A 16,855-nucleotide genomic window follows, 5' to 3' on the forward strand; every position below is an offset into this window, starting at 1 on the left:
GCCTCGGCGCTCGTTAGCTTGCCGCGCATGCGCAACCCGACCCGACTCCTCGCGCTGCCCACCGCCGCGGCCCTGTCCGCCGCACTGGTGATCAGCGCAGCCCCACCCGCCTCCGCCGCCGCCGCGATCTACACGGTCAGCGGCACGGTCTACATCGATGCCGACGCCGACGGCACCTACTCGGTGGGCGACCTCCCGCTGTCCGGCGCCAGCGTGGAGCTGTTCACCTCCGCCGAGGGCGCCGCGACCGGCGCCGACCCGGTGCGGACGCTGACCACCGGCCGGCTCGGCACCTATGCCGCGAGCCAGCTGACCGCCGGGACCTACTACACCGCGGTCCGCGCGGACGGGTACCGCTTCCCGCAGGAGCCGGCCGCCGTCAAGGTCAGCCTGACCAAGCCGCTCGGCATCGCGGACGTGCCCGCCACCCCGCAGACCACGCTGTCCGCCTCGGTGTTCGACGACGCGAACGGCAACGGCACCTGGGACGCCCAGGAGACCGCGGTCGACGGCAAGACCCTGATCTTCATCGACGTGCTCCGCACCCAGCAGGCGATCGCCGACGGGTCGCTGGGCAGCATCGACATCGGCTCGGCGATCCTCGGGGCGATCGGCGGCACCGTCGACCTGGGCGGTGCGATCCAGTTCCGCACCACCTCCGGCGGGCAGCCGATCACCTACCAGGACGTGCCCTCCGGCGCCTACGTGATCATGCGCTCGCCGTTCAACCTCACCCTGACCGACCTGCTCGGCGACATCTCCCGGATCACCGCCTTCATCGACCTGCTGTCCTCCGGCGACGCCACGGCGCTGCTGGCGATGGACCCCGCACTGCTGAGCACCGGCGACATCAGCACCACCCCGCGCAACGAGTACCTCCAGCAGCTCGCCTCCGCGTTGTCGTCGGCGGTGCGGGTGGTCGACGAGGCCGACACCGAGAAGCTGCTCGGCACCGAGCTGTCCGACCAGGTCAGCAAGGTCACCGGCACGGTCGCCCAGGTCGCCAACCTGATCGCCGCGCTGCCGGCCACGCACTTCGTCGCCGTGGACCGCTGGGGCGGCGGCTGGCAGCTGACCAACCTGCGGGTCAAGCGCACCACCAGCTACGAGTTCGGCGTCCGCAAGCCGGTCACCATCACCGGGTCGGTGTTCAACGACTCCAACGCCAATGGCACCAAGGACACCCTCGACCTGGCCGAGTCCGTCACCCTGACCGCCTACGCCGCGGACGGCACGGTGCTGAGCAGCACCACCACCCCGTCGCTGGCCGGCTCGTACACCCTGCGGAACCTGCCCTACGACACCGACATCTACCTGGCGCTGAGCGGCACCACCAAGTCGCCCTCGGTGCGCTGGGACGGTGAGGTGCCGCCCGCGCTCGCCGGCCTGACCCTGATCGGCAGGTACCACCTGGCCGACGACGGCGACGTGAGCGCGATCAGCCAGAACATCGGCCTGGCGACGCTCACCGCCCCCACCGCCACCGTCGGCACCGTGGACGCCACCGGGTCGGCGACCCTGACCCTGTCCAACAAGAGTTCGGCGGTTCTCGCGGTGGAGTACGCGGTGAACGATGCGGCACCGATCGCGAGCACGGTCCCGGCCAAGACGCTGCTGACCAGCGCGGGCACCCGGACCGTGACGCTCACCGGCCTGGTGCCGGGGGCCAACGTGGTCACCATCGATTGGTCGGCCGGGGTCTACCGCGGCGACCGGCTCGTGGTCGAGATCACGCGCTGATCGAGGGTCTCACCGCGGGGCGGTGGGTGGCCGGGTCCCGGTCACCTGCCGCCCCGTCGTCGTCCTGTCGCCGTCCCGGGCCGGGAGGGCGCCGTGGGCGCCGGGGGCGGGTGCGGGCCAGGGAGAGGGCAGTCAGCCGCGGGGCACCAGGTACGACCGGCCGTCCGCGCCGACCACCCGGACGAACCCGTCCTGCAACGCCTGGTCGCGCTCACGGTCCTCGGCCGGGATGTCCCGGTCCGGCGCGAGCGGGTCGCCGATCTGCGCCGGGCCGAACACGCTCAGCAGCGCCCGGGTGGTGCCGTCCTCGGCCTGGCCGATCACGCCCATGTCCTGCCTCCCTCGCCGTCGTCCGGACGAGTCTAGGCCGCGGACGCCACCCGGCGGTCCGTGCGAGCCACCCGTCGCGCGACGAACCGCCGGACCGCCCACCGGGCCACCCGGCGCAGCACCAGCCCGACCGCCGCCGCGCCGGCCGCGATCAGCAGCACCCGTCCGTCGCCGGGCTCCAGCAGGAACAGCCGCCGGCCGAGCGGGATCGCCACCACCGCCGTCATCGCCCCGATCATGGCGGCCAGCAGCGCGACCTTCCACGGCCGCAGCGGCCGCGCCACGTCGATCAGGATGTCGAAGGCCACCACCACCAGCGCCAGGAACGCCGCGGTGGAGGTCAGCACGGTGTCCGCCGATCCGGTGCCGATCACCGACCGCGCCACCGCGTACGCCCCGTAGGCGGCCACCGCCACCGCCAGGCCGCCCGGCAGCGCGGCGGTCAGCACCCGGCCGACGAACCCGTCCCGGGCCGGCTCCTTGTTCGGTGCCAGCGCGAGCACCGCCGCCGGGATGCCGATGGTGAACCAGGCGATCAGCGTGATGTGCCGGGGCAGCAGCGGGAACGGCAGCGCGGTCAGCGCGACCACCAGGGCCAGCAGCACCGAGTACACCGTCTTGGACAGGAAGAGCGTGGCCACCCGCTCGATGTTCGCCACCACCCGGCGCCCCTCGGCGACCACGTACGGCAGGGTGGCGAAGGACGAGTCCAGCAGCACCAGCCGGGCGACCGCCCGGGCCGCCGGGCTGCCGCTGCCCATCGCGACCCCGACGTCGGCCTCCTTCATCGCGAGCACGTCGTTCACCCCGTCGCCGGTCATCGCCACGGTCCGGCCGCGGGAGCTCAGCGCCCGGACGAGCTCGCGCTTCTGGTCCGGGCGGACCCGGCCGAAGACGCTGGACGCCTCGGCGACCCGGCCCAGCTCCTCCGGGTCGGTGGGCAGCTCCCGGCCGTCCACCGTGGCGTCGGCGTGTGGCAGCCCGACCTGGCCGGCCACCGCGCCCACCGCCACCGGTGCGTCGCCGGAGATCACCTTGAGCGTGACGCCCTGGTCCTCGAAGAACCGCAGCGTGTCCGCCGCCTCGGGCCGCACCCGCTGGTCCAGCACCACCAGGGCGACCGGTGCGATCCCGCCGGGCAGGGCGTGACCGTCCAGCGGCGCGGCGGTGCGGGCCAGCGCGAGCACCCGGCGGCCCTGCCCGGACTCCGCGCTCGCCCGGGCCAGCACCGGGTCACCGGGCAGCAGCACATCCGGTGCGCCGACCAGCCAGGTGGTGCCGGCGGTGCGGGCGGCGGCCCAGCGGCGGGCGGAGGAGAACGGCACCCGGGCCTCGGCCTCGGCGGCGACCGCTCCGGCGGTGCCCTCCAGGATCGCCTGCATGCTGGCGTTGGGCCGGCTCTCGCCCGCACCGATCGTCGCCAGGGCGGTGCGGGCCAGGTCGTCGTCGCCGTCCAGCAGCACCAGCTCGCGGACCCGCATCCCGTCCTCGGTCAGCGTCCCGGTCTTGTCGAAGCAGACCACGTCCACCCGGGCCAGCGCCTCCATCGCGGGCAGGTCCTGCACCAGGCACTGCCGCCGGCCGAGCCGGATCACGCCGACCGCCATCGCGACGCTGGTCATCAGCACCAGGCCCTCCGGCACCATCGGCACCAGGGCGGCCACCATCCCGCGCAGGGCGTCGCTCAGCGGCAGGTCGGTCTGGGTGAGCTGGTTCCAGATCATCAGCGCGCCGACCGGGATCAGCACCCAGGTCAGGTAGCGCAGGATGGTGTCGATCCCGGCCCGCAGCCCGGAGGACGGCGCCGAGTACGCGGACGCCTCCCGGGCCAGCTTCGCCGCATAGGCCTGCTCGCCGACCCGGGTGGCCCGCAGCCGGCCGCTGCCCGCGACCACCACGCTGCCGGACAGCAGCGGCGCCCCGACCGCCGGCGCCAGCGCCTCGGACTCGCCGGTCAGCAGCGACTCGTCCACCTCCAGCCCGGTGGTGGCGAGCAGGTCGCCGTCCACCGGCACCTGGTCGCCCGCCGAGACCTCGACCACGTCGTCCAGCACGATCTCGGCCGGGTCGAGCGCCAGCGGCCCGTCCGCCCGGATCACGGTCACCGTGCTGGCGTTCAGGATCGCCAGCCGGTCCAGGGTCCGCTTGGCCCGGATCTCCTGCACCATGCCGACCGCGCTGTTCACCACGATCAGCAGGCCGAACAGCCCGTCGAACCAGGCGCCGGTGGACGCCACCACGCAGAACAGCACGAAGTAGATCGCGTTGACCCGGGTGAAGACGTTCGCGACCACGATGTCCCGGGCGCTGCGGCTGGTCACCCGTTCGACCTGGTTCACCTGGCCACGTGAGACCCGGTCGGCGACTTCGCTGCTGGTCAGTGGCTGCACGCGACCAGGGTAGACAACGCCGATCAGCCCGCGGCGGCGCCCCGCTCGGTCAGGGTGAACACGCTCGCCGGGCTGGCCGGGTCGGGTTCGACCGCCACGCCGCCCTCCGGGTCGGAGACCAGGTAGCCGTTGGCGTTGGAGATGTTCACCTGCTCGGGCCGGTCGAGTGCGGTGACCTCGAACTGCTGCGCGGGGTCGGTGTCGTCGCAGGTGGCGACACTCACCACGTCGTCGCCGGGCAGGGCCAGGCACTGTTCCCGGTCGTCGGTGGTGGCGCTGGACCGCACCTGCACCATCCCGGTGGAGCCCGCAGGTTCGATCACCCAGGTGCTGGGCAGCTCGGAGCCGGCCGGGTCGTCGATGGTGGTGACCGCACCCTCCACGGTGGTCACCAGCCAGGTGCCCTCGTAGGTCCCGATGTCCACCAGGGTGCTGCCGTCGAGCAGGGCGTTCCCACCGCCGGCCGGGGTGTCCGGGGCGTCCGGGGTATCGGGAGTGTCCGGGGTGTCCTGCTGCGCCGGGGTGCTGCCGGCGGCGGTCGGCTCGGGGTCCGCCGTGCAGGCCGGCACCGCGACGGCGATCACCCCCGCGGCGAACAGGGTGACGGTGCGGCGGGCGGTCGTGGTCATGGCGGGGATCCCTCCATCGGCTGACGGCTCCCCTCGAACGTATCGAGGACCCGCATGCCCGCAACCGGCGCCGTCAGTGCGGGGCGACCAGCACCTTGCCGGAGGAGTCCTCCGCGGCAGCGGCGAAGGCGGCGGCCACGCCGTCCAGCGGGTACACCGCCGACACCAGTTCCTCGACCGGGATCAGCCCCTCACCGGCGATCCGCAGCGCAGTAACCACATCGACCTCGGTGTAGGCCGCACAACCCTGGATCCGCAGCTCCCAGTCCTGGATCTCCGGCATCGGCAGGCTCGCCGCCCGGGCGGGCACACCGACCACCAGCAGCGACCCGGCGCGGCGCAGCAGCCCGATCGCCTGCCGCAGCGACCGCTCGGAGGCGACGCAGTCGAACACCGCGTCGGCCGATCCGCCCAGCGCGTCGCGCACCCGCTCGTCGGCGTCACCGGCGGTGGCGGGCACGGCCGCATCGGCGCCGATCCGGGTCGCACGGGCCAGCTTGCCCGGGTCGTTGTCCGTCATCACCACCGTGGCAGCCCCGGCCCGCCGCGCGGCCACCGCGGTCAGCACGCCGATCGTCCCGGCGCCGAGCACCACCACCCGGGCACCGGTCAGGTCGCCCGCGATCCGCACCGCGTGCACCGGGGTGGCCAGGCACTCCACCAGCGCCGCGGTCCGGTCGTCGACCGCGTCCGGCACCGGGAACAGGTTCTCCCGGGGTGCGACGAAGCGGTCCGCCATCGCCCCGGCCCAGTGCCGGGACGGGTCGCAGCCGATCCAGCTCAGGCGCTCGCAGGCGTTCGTCCGCCCGGCGGCGCAGTTCACACAGGACCCGCAGGCGACATTCGGCTTCAGCAGCACCCGGGTGCCCACTGCCGGACCGTCCACCCCCGGACCCAGCGCGGTCACCACGCCGACCGCCTCGTGCCCGGGGACGTAGGGGCCGGTCAGGAACGGGTGTGCCCCGGCCAGGGCGTGGGTGTCGGAGCCGCAGATGCCGACCAGCGTGCCGGCGACCTGGACCTGGCCGGCGGCCGGCTCCGGCACCGGCTGGTTCTCCAGGCGCACGGCGCCCCGCGGTTCGGCCAGGGCGCGGCGCATGGTGACGGCGGGGGAGGGGATGGTCGTCATGCCCGTCATCGTCGGTGCCGCCCGCCGTCCGATCTAGCGGCCTCACGCACCGTCGACTGATACGAAATTGCTCCGTCGGCCCGCTCGACTGCCCCAGGCGTACGGCATCATGCGGGATTGTGCAGCCCTCCGCGCCGCTCCGACCCGGCCACCGCCCACCGGCCCGCGAACTCGTCGTGCCCGACGTGGACAGCACGATCCGGTGGCACACCCACTCCTACCCGCACCCGCTGGCCCGCTGGCACACCCACCCCGAGGCCGAGATCCACCTGATCCGCTCCGGCACCGGACTGGCGTTCGTCGGCGACCACGTCGGACGGTTCGCGCCCGGGCACCTGGTGCTGGTCGGCGCCCACCTGCCGCACAACTGGATCAGCGACCTCGGCCCCGGGGAGGTGATCGAGGACCGGGACGTGGTGCTCCAGGTGCACCCCGACCGGATGCGCGCCCTGGCCCGGGTCGCCCCGGAGATGTCGGCGGCGGTCCGGCTGCTGGACGACGCGGCGCGCGGCATCGAATACGGCGGCCCCACCGCGATGGCCGCGGCGCAGGCACTGGAGACGGTCGGCCACAGCACGGGAATCACCCGGCTGCGCGCGTTCCTCGACCTGCTCGACCACCTGATCCACGCTCCCGGGGCGGACCGCCGGGTCCTGTCCGGGCGCCCGGGTTCGGCTGGCGACGCGGCGGCACAGGACCGGATCGACCTGGTGCTCGACCACCTCACCGAGCACCTGACCGGGCAGCTCCGGTTGCCGGAGGTCGCCGCGCTGGTCGGCATGACCCCGCCGGCCTTCTCCCGGTTCTTCCGGCGCGCGGCCGGGCGCGGCTTCGCCGAGACGATCCGCCGGCTGCGGGTGATCCGGGCCTGCGCCCTGCTGGCCGAGACCACGATGCCGGTGGCGGAGGTCTGCTTCGCGGCCGGCTTCGGCAACCTGTCCAACTTCAACCGCCAGTTCCGGGCCGAGACCGGCACCACGCCGCGGGAGTACCGGCGGACCGCGCGGGCCGGGAACGGAGTCGCGCCGTCCTGACCGTCGCGGATCAGCCGTCTGCCGCCACGATCTGCCGCGCCACCTCGACCAGATCGGGTGCCACGATGTCCGGCTGCACCCCGAGCGGCAGCGGCGCGTTCCCGGGCCGGGCGACCAGCGCCGCCGACCAGCCGCAGGCCAGTGCACCGATCACGTCCCAGGTGTGGCACGCCACCAGGCGGAGCTCCCGCGGCCGGGCGCCCAGGTGCCGGGCGGCATGGGCGTACACCTCCGGCGCCGGCTTGGCCCGCCGCACCGCGTCCACCGACACCACGTCGGTGAAGAAGTCCAGGATCCCGGCGGTGGCCAGGCCCGCCCGCGCCGCCGGTGCCGCCGAGTTGGTCAGCGCCACCACCCGCAGCCCGGCATCGCGCAGCAGGCTGAGCGCCGGGACCACATCCTCGTGCGCGGGCAGCCTGGACAGCGCGCTCCGGAACTCGTCCACCGCCTGTTCGGACAGCGTGACGCCATGGGTCTGCGCGACCATCCGCAGCGTGGCCACCGCCAGCGTCGCGAAGTCGGTGTAGCCACCGGTGAGCGTCAGGGTGCCGGAGTACAGGATCTGCTCGGCGAACCACTGCCGCAGCACCCCGGGGTCGTGCAGGTGCCGGGCAAAGAACGGCCGCAGCGCGTCCAGGTCCAACAGGGTCTCGTTCACGTCCAGGACCACCGTGCCGCTCATGGCGACAGCCTCCACCCGCGCGGCGGACGCACACCACCACTCAGACACGACGAGGGCCCGGCCCCCACCGGGGAACCGGGCCTTCGGATGTGCCCTCGATAGGATTCGAACCTACGACCTTCTGCTCCGGAGGCAGACGCTCTATCCACTGAGCTACGAGGGCATCTCGTCCCGACCGCGATCGGAACGAGGCATGACACTACCAGCCCCTCGGGGGTGGCTGCGTCAGTCCTCGCCGAGCAGGCCGGACAGGTAGTCCGAGGTCTCCTCCACCGCACCGGCCACGTCACCGCGGACGATGGCGTCCACCAGGCCGTCGTGGTTGTCCCCGTCCTGCAGCACCTGGGCGAAGTTGAACCGGATGTTCTCGGTGATGGCGTCGATCAGGCTCTCGTACAGCGACAGCAGCACCGGGTTGCGGGCGGCCCGGGCGATCGCGCGGTGCAGCGCCAGGTCGGCGGCCACCATCCGGTCCAGGGCGTGGGCGGCGTAGGCCTCGGCCCGGGCGTCCCGCAGGGCGGTGATCGAGGCGACGTCGGAGGTGGTGCGGCGGCGGGCGGCCAGTCGGGCGGCCTCGACCTCCAGCGAGCGCCGCACCTCGACCACGTCGCGCTGGCGGGCGTCGGCGATCTGCCGGGAGAACGTCACCGCCAGCTCGGAGGCGCTGAGCACGTAGGTGCCCGATCCCTGGCGGCGTTCGACCAGGCCGGAGTGCACCAGCGACTGCACCGCCTCGCGCACGGTGTTGCGGCCCACTCCGAGCAGTTCGACCAGGGCCGGCTCGGCGGGGATCCGGGTGCCCACCGGCCACTCGCCGGAGGAGATCCGCTCCCGGAGCTGGGCCACCGTCGAGTCGATCAAACCGGTGCGTCGCATCATGCGGGTACTCTCCCAGGTCAGGTGTGCGGCGATTCAACACGACGGTCCGCTTCGTCCGCCAGCCACACCGCCCGCCGCCGACGCCACCCTCCCATGATTCCTGGAGTACCCATGCCTGCGCCCGACCATGTCACCCCCGAACTGCGCCCGTGGCGCGGCCGGTTCGTGGTGCTGGCCGGGGTGCTGCTGGTCGCGCTGAACCTGCGGATCGCGGTGGCCTCGGTGTCGCCGATTCTGGACCTGGTGCGCGCGGATGTCGCGCTGTCGCCGACCCAGGCCGGGTTGCTGGGGACGATCCCGGTGGCCTCGTTCGCGGTGTTCGGGGCGCTGACGCCGGTGCTGGCGCGCCGGGTGGGGCTGGAACCGCTGCTGATCGCGGCGATGGCGTTGTCCGCCGCCGGGGAGATCATCCGGTCCACCATGCACTCGTCCACCGGGTTCCTGGTCTGGACCGTGGTCGCCCTGGCCGGGATGGGCATGGGGAACGTGCTGCTGCCGCCGCTGGTCAAGCGGTACTTCCCGGACCGGGTCGGCGTGGTGACCGCGGCCTACTCGGTGACGCTGAGCGTGAGCACCGCCCTGCCCGCCGCGGTGGTGGTGCCGGTGGCGGACCGGGTGGGCTGGCGGCCGGCGCTGTCGATCTGGGCGGTGGTCGGGATCCTGGCCGCGCTGCCCTGGCTGGTGGTGGTGATCCGGTCGGCGGCGGCCCGGGCCGAACTGTCCGGTCTGCTGCGCCGTGGCCCGGCGACCACTCCGGCCCTGACCAGCCGGCACCGGTCGGGCGGCCGGGTGTACCGCAGTCCGCTGGCCTGGGGGATGGCGGTGACCTTCGCGATGAACTCGCTCGGGTCCTACGCGATGTTCGCCTGGCTGCCGCAGATCCTGATCGACTCCGGGACCTCGCCGCACTCGGCCGGCACCTGGCTGAGCGTCTACGCGATCCTCGGCCTGCCGCCGGCGCTGATCGCCCCGATCGCCGCCTCGCGGATGCGCAACCCGATCGGCCTGGTGATCTTCTTCGTCGCGTGCTGGCTGTTCAGCTACCTCGGGCTGCTGCTGCACCCGTCCGGGCCGGTCTGGCTGTGGGTGCTGGTCGGCGGGCTCGGGCCGGGCGCGTTCCCGCTGCTGCTGGCACTGATCAACCTGCGCACCCGCACCTCGGCCGGTGCCGCCTCTCTGTCCGGCTTCACCCAGGGCATCGGCTACGCGATCGCCGCGGTCGGCCCGCTGCTGATCGGGGTGCTGTACGACGCCACCGCGGACTGGACCTGGCCGCTGCTGTTCCTGATCGGCACCCTGGCGGTCCTGATGACCGGCGCGGTGGTCGCCTGCCGCCCGGTGTTCCTGGAGGACTCGTGGCTGCCGCGGGGTCATCGGGAGTCCTGACCGGGCGGATATCCTGCTCCGGTGACTCCCGCTGAGCTTTCCGCCTCCCTGCATGCCGCCCTGACCGCGGCGGTGGCCGACGGCACCTTCGCCCTGGCCGCCGACGACCTGCCCGACACCGTGCACGTGGAGCGGCCCCGCCAGCGCGAGCACGGCGACTGGGCGACCAACGTCGCCCTGCAGCTGGCGAAGAAGGCCGGCACCAATCCGCGCGCCTTCGCCGAGGAGCTGACCCGGCGGCTGGCCGATGTGCCCGGCATCGCGAAGGTCGACATCGCGGGCCCCGGCTTCCTCAACATCACCCTGGACGCGGCGGCCGCCGGCGAGCTCGCCCGGTCGATCGTCGACACCGGGGCGGGCTACGGCCGGGGCGAGAGCCAGCGCGGGCAGTCGGTGAACCTGGAGTTCGTCTCGGCCAACCCGACCGGCCCGATCCACATCGGCGGCGCACGCTGGGCCGCGGTCGGCGACAGCCTGGCCCGGATTCTGTCCGCCGCCGGGGCCGACGTGACCCGCGAGTACTACTTCAACGACCACGGCGCCCAGATCGACCGGTTCGCCCGGTCGCTGCTGGCCCGGGCCCGCGGGCTGGAGGCGCCGGAGGACGGCTACGGCGGCCAGTACATCCAGGACATCGCGGACCGGGTGATCGCCGACGCCGTCGCCGCCGGGGAGACCGACCCCCGTGAGCTGCCGGACGAGCAGGCGCAGGAGGTGTTCCGCGCACGGGGCGTCGACCTGATGTTCGACGAGATCAAGCAGGCGCTGCACGACTTCGGCGTCGACTTCGACGTGTACTTCCACGAGGACTCGCTGCACGAGTCGGGCGCGGTGGACCGGGCGGTGGCCCGGCTGCGCGAGCTCGGCCACATCTTCGAGTCCGACGGCGCGGTCTGGCTGCGGACCACCGACTTCGGCGACGACAAGGACCGGGTGATCATCAAGTCCGACGGCGAGGCCGCCTACATCGCCGGTGACCTGGCCTACTACCTGGACAAGCGCGAGCGCGGCTTCGACCGGGCGATCATGATGCTCGGCGCCGACCACCACGGCTACATCGGCCGGATGATGGCCGCGTGCGCCGCCTTCGGAGACGTGCCCGGGGTCAACCTGGAGATCCTGATCGGCCAGATGGTCAACCTGGTCAAGGACGGCGAGCCGGTCCGGATGTCCAAGCGGGCCGGCACCGTGGTCACCCTGGACGATCTGGTCGAGGCGGTCGGGGTGGACGCCGCCCGGTACTCGCTGGCCCGGTCGTCGGTGGACTCCAGCATCGACCTGGACCTGGACCTGCTCACCACCGCCACCAACGAGAACCCGGTGTTCTACGTCCAGTACGCCCACTCGCGCACGGTCAGCGTGGCCCGGAACGCCGCCGAGGCCGGGGTGCGCCGGGAGGACGGCTTCGACGCCGCACTGCTGGACCACCCGGCCGAGTCGACCCTGCTCGGGCTGCTCGCCGAGTTCCCCCGGGTGGTCGCCCAGGCCGCCGAGCTGCGCGAGCCGCACCGGGTGGCCCGCTACCTGGAGACCGTCGCCGGTGGCTACCACAAGTGGTACGACCAGAAGCGCCGGGTGGTGCCCTTCGGCGAGGAGCAGGTCTCCGACGCCCACCGCACCCGGCTGTGGCTGAACGACGCCACCCGCCAGGTGCTGGCCAACGGCCTCGACCTGCTCGGCGTCTCCGCGCCGGAGCGGATGTGAACCTCGGCCTGCCCTGGCCCGCGCACGCGGTCCGTGGCGAGGACGGGGCGGTGCGACTGGCCGGTCTCGACCTGCGCGAGCTGGCCACCACGTATGGCACCCCGGCCTATCTGCTGGACGAGGCGGACTTCCGGGACCGGGCCCGCACGCTGCGCACCGCCTTCGAGGCCGCCTTCGGCGAGGTCGACATCTACTACGCCGGCAAGGCGTTCCTGTCGGTGGCGGTCGCCCGGTGGGCGCACGAGGAGGGCCTGCGGGTGGACACCGCCACCGGCGGCGAACTCGCGGTCGCCCTGCGCGCCGGGGTGCCCGGGCCTGCGATCGGCCTGCACGGCAACAACAAGTCCGACGACGAGCTCCGCCGCGCCCTGGACGCCGGGGTCGGCCGGATCATCGCCGACTCGCTGCCCGAACTGGACCGGATCGCCGCCCTGGTGCGCGAGCGCGGCGGCGACCCGGCACCGGTGATGATCCGGGTCACCACCGGGGTGCACGCCGGTGGGCACGAGTACATCTCCACCGCGCACGAGGACCAGAAGTTCGGCCTGTCGATCGCGGGGGAGGACTCCCCGGCGATGACGGCGCTGCTGCGGGCGGTGGAACTGCCCGAGCTGCGGCTGCTCGGCATCCATTCGCACATCGGCTCGCAGATCCTGGACCCGGAGGGCTTCACCGTCTCCGCCCGGGCCGTGCTGGCCCTGCGCGCCGAGCTGGCCGCCCGCACCGGGGTCCTGGTGCCGGAGGTCGACCTGGGCGGCGGCTTCGGGATCGCCTACCTGCCCGGCGACGTGCCGCTGGACCCGGAGCGGATGGCCAAGGACATCGCCGCCGCGGTCACCGGCGCCTGCGCCGACCTGGGCACGCCCGCCCCGCGGCTGTCCTTCGAGCCCGGCCGCACCATCGTCGGCCCCACCACGCTCACCCTGTACCGGGTGGGCACGGTCAAGCCGGTCCGGCTCGACGACGGCCGGGTCCGCACCTACGTGTCGGTGGACGGCGGGATGAGCGACAACATCCGCCCCGCGCTGTACGGCGCGCACTACACCGCCGCGCTGATGAACCGGGCCGGTGCCGAGCGGACCGTGCTGGCCCGGGTGGTCGGCAAGCACTGCGAGAGCGGCGACATCGTCGTGCACGAGGTGCAGCTGCCCGCCGACACCACCGCCGGGGACCTGCTCGCGGTCGCCGCCACCGGCGCCTACGGACGCTCGATGGCCTCCAACTACAACCACCTGCCCCGGCCGCCGGTGGTGGCCGTGCGCGACGGCGAGGCCCGGGTGCTGGTCCGCCGGGAGACCGAGGACGACCTGTTGGCCCTCGACCTGGGCTGATAGCATCTCCTATCAGGAGGTGCGACCATGAGCGAGGACGAACTCACCGCGGTCGATCGGGCACTGCTGCACTACCTGGACGACGTCGACGAGTACGCCGACCGGCTCCGCGCGGAGGCATCCCGGGCGCTGACCCGCGCCGTGCGCCAGGCCGCCGACTTCGGCTGGAGTCAACGCCGGATCGCCGCCGCGATCGGCCGCAGCCAGCCCGAGGTGGCCCGGCTGTTGCGTGCGACCCGGACGCCGGTGGTGGAGTACGCGGTGGCGATGCCGGCCGAGGCGGGCGGCGGGGATGGCGCCGGCAGCCCGGAGGGACCGGCGCAGCACGAGCCACAGCCGGCGAGCGAAACCGCCCCGGGGGCAGAGGCGCAGCCCGCCGACGCAGCGCCGACGCGGCCGGGCCACGGGTCGAGCACCTTGACCTGGGTGCTGCGGGACAAGCGCGAGGAGATCGTCCGGATCGCGGCCGCGAACGGGGCGAGCCACGTGCGGGTGTTCGGGTCGGTGGCCCGCGGCGAGGACGACGAGCACTCGGACATCGACTTCCTGGTGGACTACGCCGAGGACACCGGGCTGTTCGACATGGCCGGTCTGCAGGTCGAACTCGAGGAGGCGTTGCGTCGCCCGGTCGACGTGGCCAATGCGAGGTCGCTGTGGCCGAGAATCGCCCGCAAGGCACTCCCGGAGGCGGTGCCGCTGTGAGCCGCGACCCGATCGACGCTCTCGGCGTCGCCCTCGACCACCTCGCGCTCATGGAGCGGCACCGCACGGTGGGTGACCTCGCCATGCCGGTGGTCTTCGATGCGGTGTGCATGCGGCTGTCGTCGGCGATCGAGGCGCTGTCCAACGTTCCCCGGGACTGGCTCGACGAGGCGTTCGGCGAGCGGTGGCCGCAGATCAGGGCCACCCGGAACGTGATCGCCCATGTGTACGACCAGATCGAGGAGCAAGTAATCCGGGACGTGGTGGATCGCGAACTGATCGAGCTCACCGCCGGCGTCCGCCGCATGATCGACCGGCACGCCCCCGGTCTGGAACCCGAACTCCCGTGATGCCCGCCCACGCAGTGGATACCCGCCGGCCGGCCCCTGCCACGCCCCTATCCTGGGCCGTGACCGCGCGCGGACCCCTCGGACGGCATTCGCTGCGACGCGCCCGGTCACGGTTCGGCCCGATGCGAACGGAGACCCGGTGACTGCGCAGAGCACGCCCGACGTCACGCCCCAGAACGCCCCGGTGCGGGTGGCCGTGCTCGGCTGCGGGGTGGTCGGCACCGAGGTGGTGCGCCTGCTGACCACGCAGACCGCCGACCTGGCGGCCCGGGTCGGCGCGCCGCTGGAGCTGGTCGGGGTGGCGGTGCGCAACCTGGCGACCCCGCGCGACCCGGTGGTGGACCCGGCACTGCTGACCGACGACGCCGAGGTACTGGTGGACCGGGCGGACATCGTGGTCGAGGTGGTCGGCGGGATCGAGCCGGCCCGGACCCTGCTGCTGCGGGCGCTGCGCGGCGGGGCGTCGGTGGTGACCGCGAACAAGGCGCTGCTGGCCGAGGACGGTCCGACGCTGTACGCCGCCGCGGACGCCGCCGGGGTGGACATCTACTTCGAGGCGGCGGTCGCCGGGGCGATCCCGCTGGTCCGGCCGGTGCGCGAGTCGCTGACTGGGGACCGGGTGCGCCGGGTGCTGGGCATCGTCAACGGCACCACCAACTTCGTGCTGGACCGGATGGCGACCGACGGGCTGGACCTGGACGCGGCGGTCGCCGAGGCGCAGGAGCTGGGCTACGCCGAGGCGGACCCGACCGCGGACGTCGAGGGCTACGACGCGGCGGCGAAGGCGGCGATCCTGGCGTCGCTGGCCTTCCACACCCGGGTGTCGCTGGCCGACGTCGACCGGCAGGGCATCACCGGGGTCACCGCCGAGGACGTTGCCTGGGCGGCCCGCACCGGTCACGTGGTCAAGCTGCTCGCCATCGCCGAGCACCGCCCGGCCGACCAGGACGGCCCGGAGGGGGTGCAGGTCCGGGTGCACCCCGCACTCGTGCCGCAGGATCACCCGCTGGCCGGGGTCCGGGGTGCGTTCAACGCGGTCTTCGTCGAGGCGGAGGCCGCCGGGGAGCTGATGTTCTACGGCCGTGGCGCCGGGGGCGCGCCCACCGCGTCGGCGGTGCTGGGCGACCTGGTCTCGGCGGCCCGGCACCGGGTGCACGGTGGCCGCGGCCCGGCCGAGTCGTTCTACGCCGCGCTGCCGGTGCTGCCCGCCCGGGCCGCCCGCACCCGGTACCAGATCCGGCTCGACGTCACCGACCGGCCGGGGGTGCTGGCCCAGGTCGCCACCGTCCTGGCCGAGCACGGGGTGTCGATCGAGGCGGTCCGCCAGTCGGTGCAGCCGGCCGAGGCGGTCGCCCGGCTGGTGATCACCACGCACGAGGCGACCGAGGCGGCACTGTCCGCCACGGTGGCCGCGATCGCCGAGCACGACTCCGTCCGTGAGGTCGTGTCCGTCCTGAGGGTTGAGGGAGTCTGATGGCACAGCAGTGGCGCGGTGTGATCGCGGAGTACGCCGACCGGCTGCCCGCACACGTCCACGAGCGGGTGATCACCCTCGGTGAGGGCGGCACCCCGCTGGTCGCCGCCCCGGCGCTGTCGGCGCTGACCGGCGCCGAGGTGTGGGTCAAGGTCGAGGGGATGAACCCGACCGGCTCGTTCAAGGACCGGGGGATGACCACCGCGATCTCGGCCGCCGCCGGCCGGGGAGCGAAGGCCGTGGTCTGTGCGTCCACCGGCAACACCTCCGCCTCCGCGGCCGCCTACGCCACCCACGCCGGGATGCTGTGCGCGGTGCTGGTGCCGGACGGCAAGATCGCGATGGGCAAGCTGAGCCAGGCGGTCGCGCACGGCGCCCGGCTGCTGCAGGTGGACGGCAACTTCGACGACTGCCTGATCGCGGCCCGCAAGCTCGCCGAGTCCTACCCGGTGGAGCTGGTGAACTCGGTGAACCCGGACCGGATCGAGGGTCAGAAGACCGGCGCGTTCGAGGTGGTGGACGCGCTGGGCGACGCGCCGGACATCCACGCGCTGCCGGTGGGCAATGCCGGGAACATCACCGCCTACTGGAAGGGCTACCGCGAGTACGCGGGTCTGGACGCCGGTGCAGCGCTGCCGGCGGTGGCGACCCGCACCCCGCAGATGTGGGGCTTCCAGGCGGCGGGTGCCGCGCCGATCGTGGCCGGTCACCCGATCACCGAGCCGGAGACCATCGCCACCGCGATCCGGATCGGCAACCCGGCGTCCTGGTCGCAGGCCGAGCAGGCACGGGACGTCTCCGGCGGGGTGATCGAGGCGGTCACCGACGAGCAGATCCTGCACGCGCACCGGATCCTGTCCTCGCAGGTGGGGGTGTTCGTCGAGCCGGCCTCCGCCGCCGGGGTCGCCGGGGTGCTGGCCGCCGCGGAGCAGGGCCGGGTGCCGGCCGGGGCGCGGATCGTCATCACGGTCACCGGGCACGGGCTCAAGGACCCGCAGTGGGCGCTGCGCACCGCCGACGGTGGCGAGGTCGAGACCGTGCGGGTCCGCCCGGACGTGATGGAGATCGCCGCCGCCCTGGATCTCGGCTGAGGCA

Annotated in this window: 15 protein-coding genes and 1 tRNA gene; 9 read left to right on the forward strand and 7 right to left on the reverse strand. The window is 73.6% G+C overall.

Going from position 1 to position 16,855, the window contains the following annotated elements:
• Positions 1-27: 27 nt before the first annotated feature.
• Positions 28-1,740 carry a carboxypeptidase-like regulatory domain-containing protein gene (locus HGA03_RS15305; RefSeq protein ID WP_168631162.1) on the forward strand — a complete coding sequence of 571 codons (1,713 nt, stop codon included), beginning with the start codon at positions 28-30 and terminating at the stop codon, positions 1,738-1,740.
• A 132-nt stretch (positions 1,741-1,872) separates the two neighbouring features.
• Here HGA03_RS15305 and HGA03_RS15310 read toward each other — a convergent pair whose 3' ends face one another.
• The 4 genes from HGA03_RS15310 to HGA03_RS15325 all read right to left on the reverse strand — a co-directional run bounded on the left by HGA03_RS15310 (position 1,873) and on the right by HGA03_RS15325 (position 6,218).
• Positions 1,873-2,070: a hypothetical protein gene (locus tag HGA03_RS15310; RefSeq protein ID WP_168631163.1), complete on the reverse strand. Its 198-nt coding sequence runs from the start codon at positions 2,068-2,070 to the stop codon at positions 1,873-1,875.
• Between the two features lie 32 nt (positions 2,071-2,102).
• Positions 2,103-4,460, reverse strand: a complete 2,358-nt coding sequence (locus HGA03_RS15315) for an HAD-IC family P-type ATPase (RefSeq protein WP_239073691.1) — start codon at positions 4,458-4,460, stop codon at positions 2,103-2,105.
• A gap of 23 nt (positions 4,461-4,483) precedes the next feature.
• On the reverse strand, positions 4,484-5,089 hold the full coding sequence (locus HGA03_RS15320) for a hypothetical protein (protein WP_168631164.1): 606 nt from the start codon (positions 5,087-5,089) through the stop codon (positions 4,484-4,486).
• A 73-nt stretch (positions 5,090-5,162) separates the two neighbouring features.
• Complete coding sequence (locus HGA03_RS15325; protein WP_168631165.1) at positions 5,163-6,218, reverse strand: zinc-dependent alcohol dehydrogenase; 1,056 nt, start codon at positions 6,216-6,218, stop codon at positions 5,163-5,165.
• A gap of 176 nt (positions 6,219-6,394) precedes the next feature.
• On the opposite strand from HGA03_RS15325, the gene HGA03_RS15330 reads away from it, so the two are divergent.
• Positions 6,395-7,252, forward strand: a complete 858-nt coding sequence (locus HGA03_RS15330; protein WP_203767621.1) for an AraC family transcriptional regulator — start codon at positions 6,395-6,397, stop codon at positions 7,250-7,252.
• Between the two features lie 10 nt (positions 7,253-7,262).
• Here HGA03_RS15330 and HGA03_RS15335 read toward each other — a convergent pair whose 3' ends face one another.
• The 3 genes from HGA03_RS15335 to HGA03_RS15345 all read right to left on the reverse strand — a co-directional run bounded on the left by HGA03_RS15335 (position 7,263) and on the right by HGA03_RS15345 (position 8,813).
• Positions 7,263-7,934 carry a haloacid dehalogenase type II gene (locus HGA03_RS15335; protein WP_168631166.1) on the reverse strand — a complete coding sequence of 224 codons (672 nt, stop codon included), beginning with the start codon at positions 7,932-7,934 and terminating at the stop codon, positions 7,263-7,265.
• A gap of 90 nt (positions 7,935-8,024) precedes the next feature.
• A tRNA-Arg gene (locus tag HGA03_RS15340) sits at positions 8,025-8,097 on the reverse strand.
• A 62-nt stretch (positions 8,098-8,159) separates the two neighbouring features.
• Positions 8,160-8,813 carry a FadR/GntR family transcriptional regulator gene (locus tag HGA03_RS15345; RefSeq protein ID WP_168631167.1) on the reverse strand — a complete coding sequence of 218 codons (654 nt, stop codon included), beginning with the start codon at positions 8,811-8,813 and terminating at the stop codon, positions 8,160-8,162.
• A gap of 111 nt (positions 8,814-8,924) precedes the next feature.
• Here HGA03_RS15345 and HGA03_RS15350 point away from each other — a divergent pair, with 111 nt between their 5' ends.
• The 7 genes from HGA03_RS15350 to thrC all read left to right on the forward strand — a co-directional run bounded on the left by HGA03_RS15350 (position 8,925) and on the right by thrC (position 16,851).
• A complete protein-coding gene (locus HGA03_RS15350) occupies positions 8,925-10,199 on the forward strand; it encodes a CynX/NimT family MFS transporter (RefSeq protein WP_168631168.1) in 1,275 nt (424 codons plus the stop codon).
• A gap of 21 nt (positions 10,200-10,220) precedes the next feature.
• Positions 10,221-11,903 (forward strand): arginine--tRNA ligase, encoded by a 1,683-nt coding sequence (gene argS / locus HGA03_RS15355; protein WP_168631169.1) that lies wholly within the window; start codon positions 10,221-10,223, stop codon positions 11,901-11,903.
• Positions 11,900-13,234, forward strand: coding sequence for a diaminopimelate decarboxylase (gene lysA / locus HGA03_RS15360; RefSeq protein ID WP_203767618.1), 1,335 nt, complete (start codon positions 11,900-11,902; stop codon positions 13,232-13,234). Before argS ends, lysA begins: the two co-directional genes overlap by 4 nt.
• Before the next feature lie 27 nt (positions 13,235-13,261).
• A complete protein-coding gene (locus HGA03_RS18510) occupies positions 13,262-13,936 on the forward strand; it encodes a nucleotidyltransferase family protein (protein ID WP_203767615.1) in 675 nt (224 codons plus the stop codon).
• A complete protein-coding gene (locus HGA03_RS15375) occupies positions 13,933-14,286 on the forward strand; it encodes a HepT-like ribonuclease domain-containing protein (protein ID WP_168631171.1) in 354 nt (117 codons plus the stop codon). The genes HGA03_RS18510 and HGA03_RS15375 overlap by 4 nt, the downstream gene beginning before the upstream one ends.
• Before the next feature lie 139 nt (positions 14,287-14,425).
• A complete protein-coding gene (locus HGA03_RS15380; RefSeq protein ID WP_168631172.1) occupies positions 14,426-15,760 on the forward strand; it encodes a homoserine dehydrogenase in 1,335 nt (444 codons plus the stop codon).
• Positions 15,760-16,851, forward strand: coding sequence for a threonine synthase (thrC, locus tag HGA03_RS15385; RefSeq protein WP_168631173.1), 1,092 nt, complete (start codon positions 15,760-15,762; stop codon positions 16,849-16,851). Before HGA03_RS15380 ends, thrC begins: the two co-directional genes overlap by 1 nt.
• Positions 16,852-16,855 lie beyond the last annotated feature (4 nt).

Source organism: Cellulomonas denverensis, from assembly GCF_012396125.1.
Lineage (GTDB): Bacteria > Actinomycetota > Actinomycetes > Actinomycetales > Cellulomonadaceae > Cellulomonas > Cellulomonas denverensis.

What these genes read in the sequence shown, in the direction of transcription:
- HGA03_RS15305 (WP_168631162.1), top strand. Translation starts at nt 28, where the DNA reads ATGCGCAACCCGACCCGACTCCTCGCGCTGCCCACCGCCGCGGCCCTG.
- HGA03_RS15310 (WP_168631163.1), bottom strand. Translation starts at nt 2,070, where the DNA reads ATGGGCGTGATCGGCCAGGCCGAGGACGGCACCACCCGGGCGCTGCTG.
- HGA03_RS15320 (WP_168631164.1), bottom strand. Translation starts at nt 5,089, where the DNA reads ATGACCACGACCGCCCGCCGCACCGTCACCCTGTTCGCCGCGGGGGTG.
- HGA03_RS15325 (WP_168631165.1), bottom strand. Translation starts at nt 6,218, where the DNA reads ATGACGACCATCCCCTCCCCCGCCGTCACCATGCGCCGCGCCCTGGCC.
- HGA03_RS15335 (WP_168631166.1), bottom strand. Translation starts at nt 7,934, where the DNA reads ATGAGCGGCACGGTGGTCCTGGACGTGAACGAGACCCTGTTGGACCTG.
- HGA03_RS15345 (WP_168631167.1), bottom strand. Translation starts at nt 8,813, where the DNA reads ATGATGCGACGCACCGGTTTGATCGACTCGACGGTGGCCCAGCTCCGG.
- HGA03_RS15350 (WP_168631168.1), top strand. Translation starts at nt 8,925, where the DNA reads ATGCCTGCGCCCGACCATGTCACCCCCGAACTGCGCCCGTGGCGCGGC.
- HGA03_RS18510 (WP_203767615.1), top strand. Translation starts at nt 13,262, where the DNA reads ATGAGCGAGGACGAACTCACCGCGGTCGATCGGGCACTGCTGCACTAC.
- thrC (WP_168631173.1), top strand. Translation starts at nt 15,760, where the DNA reads ATGGCACAGCAGTGGCGCGGTGTGATCGCGGAGTACGCCGACCGGCTG.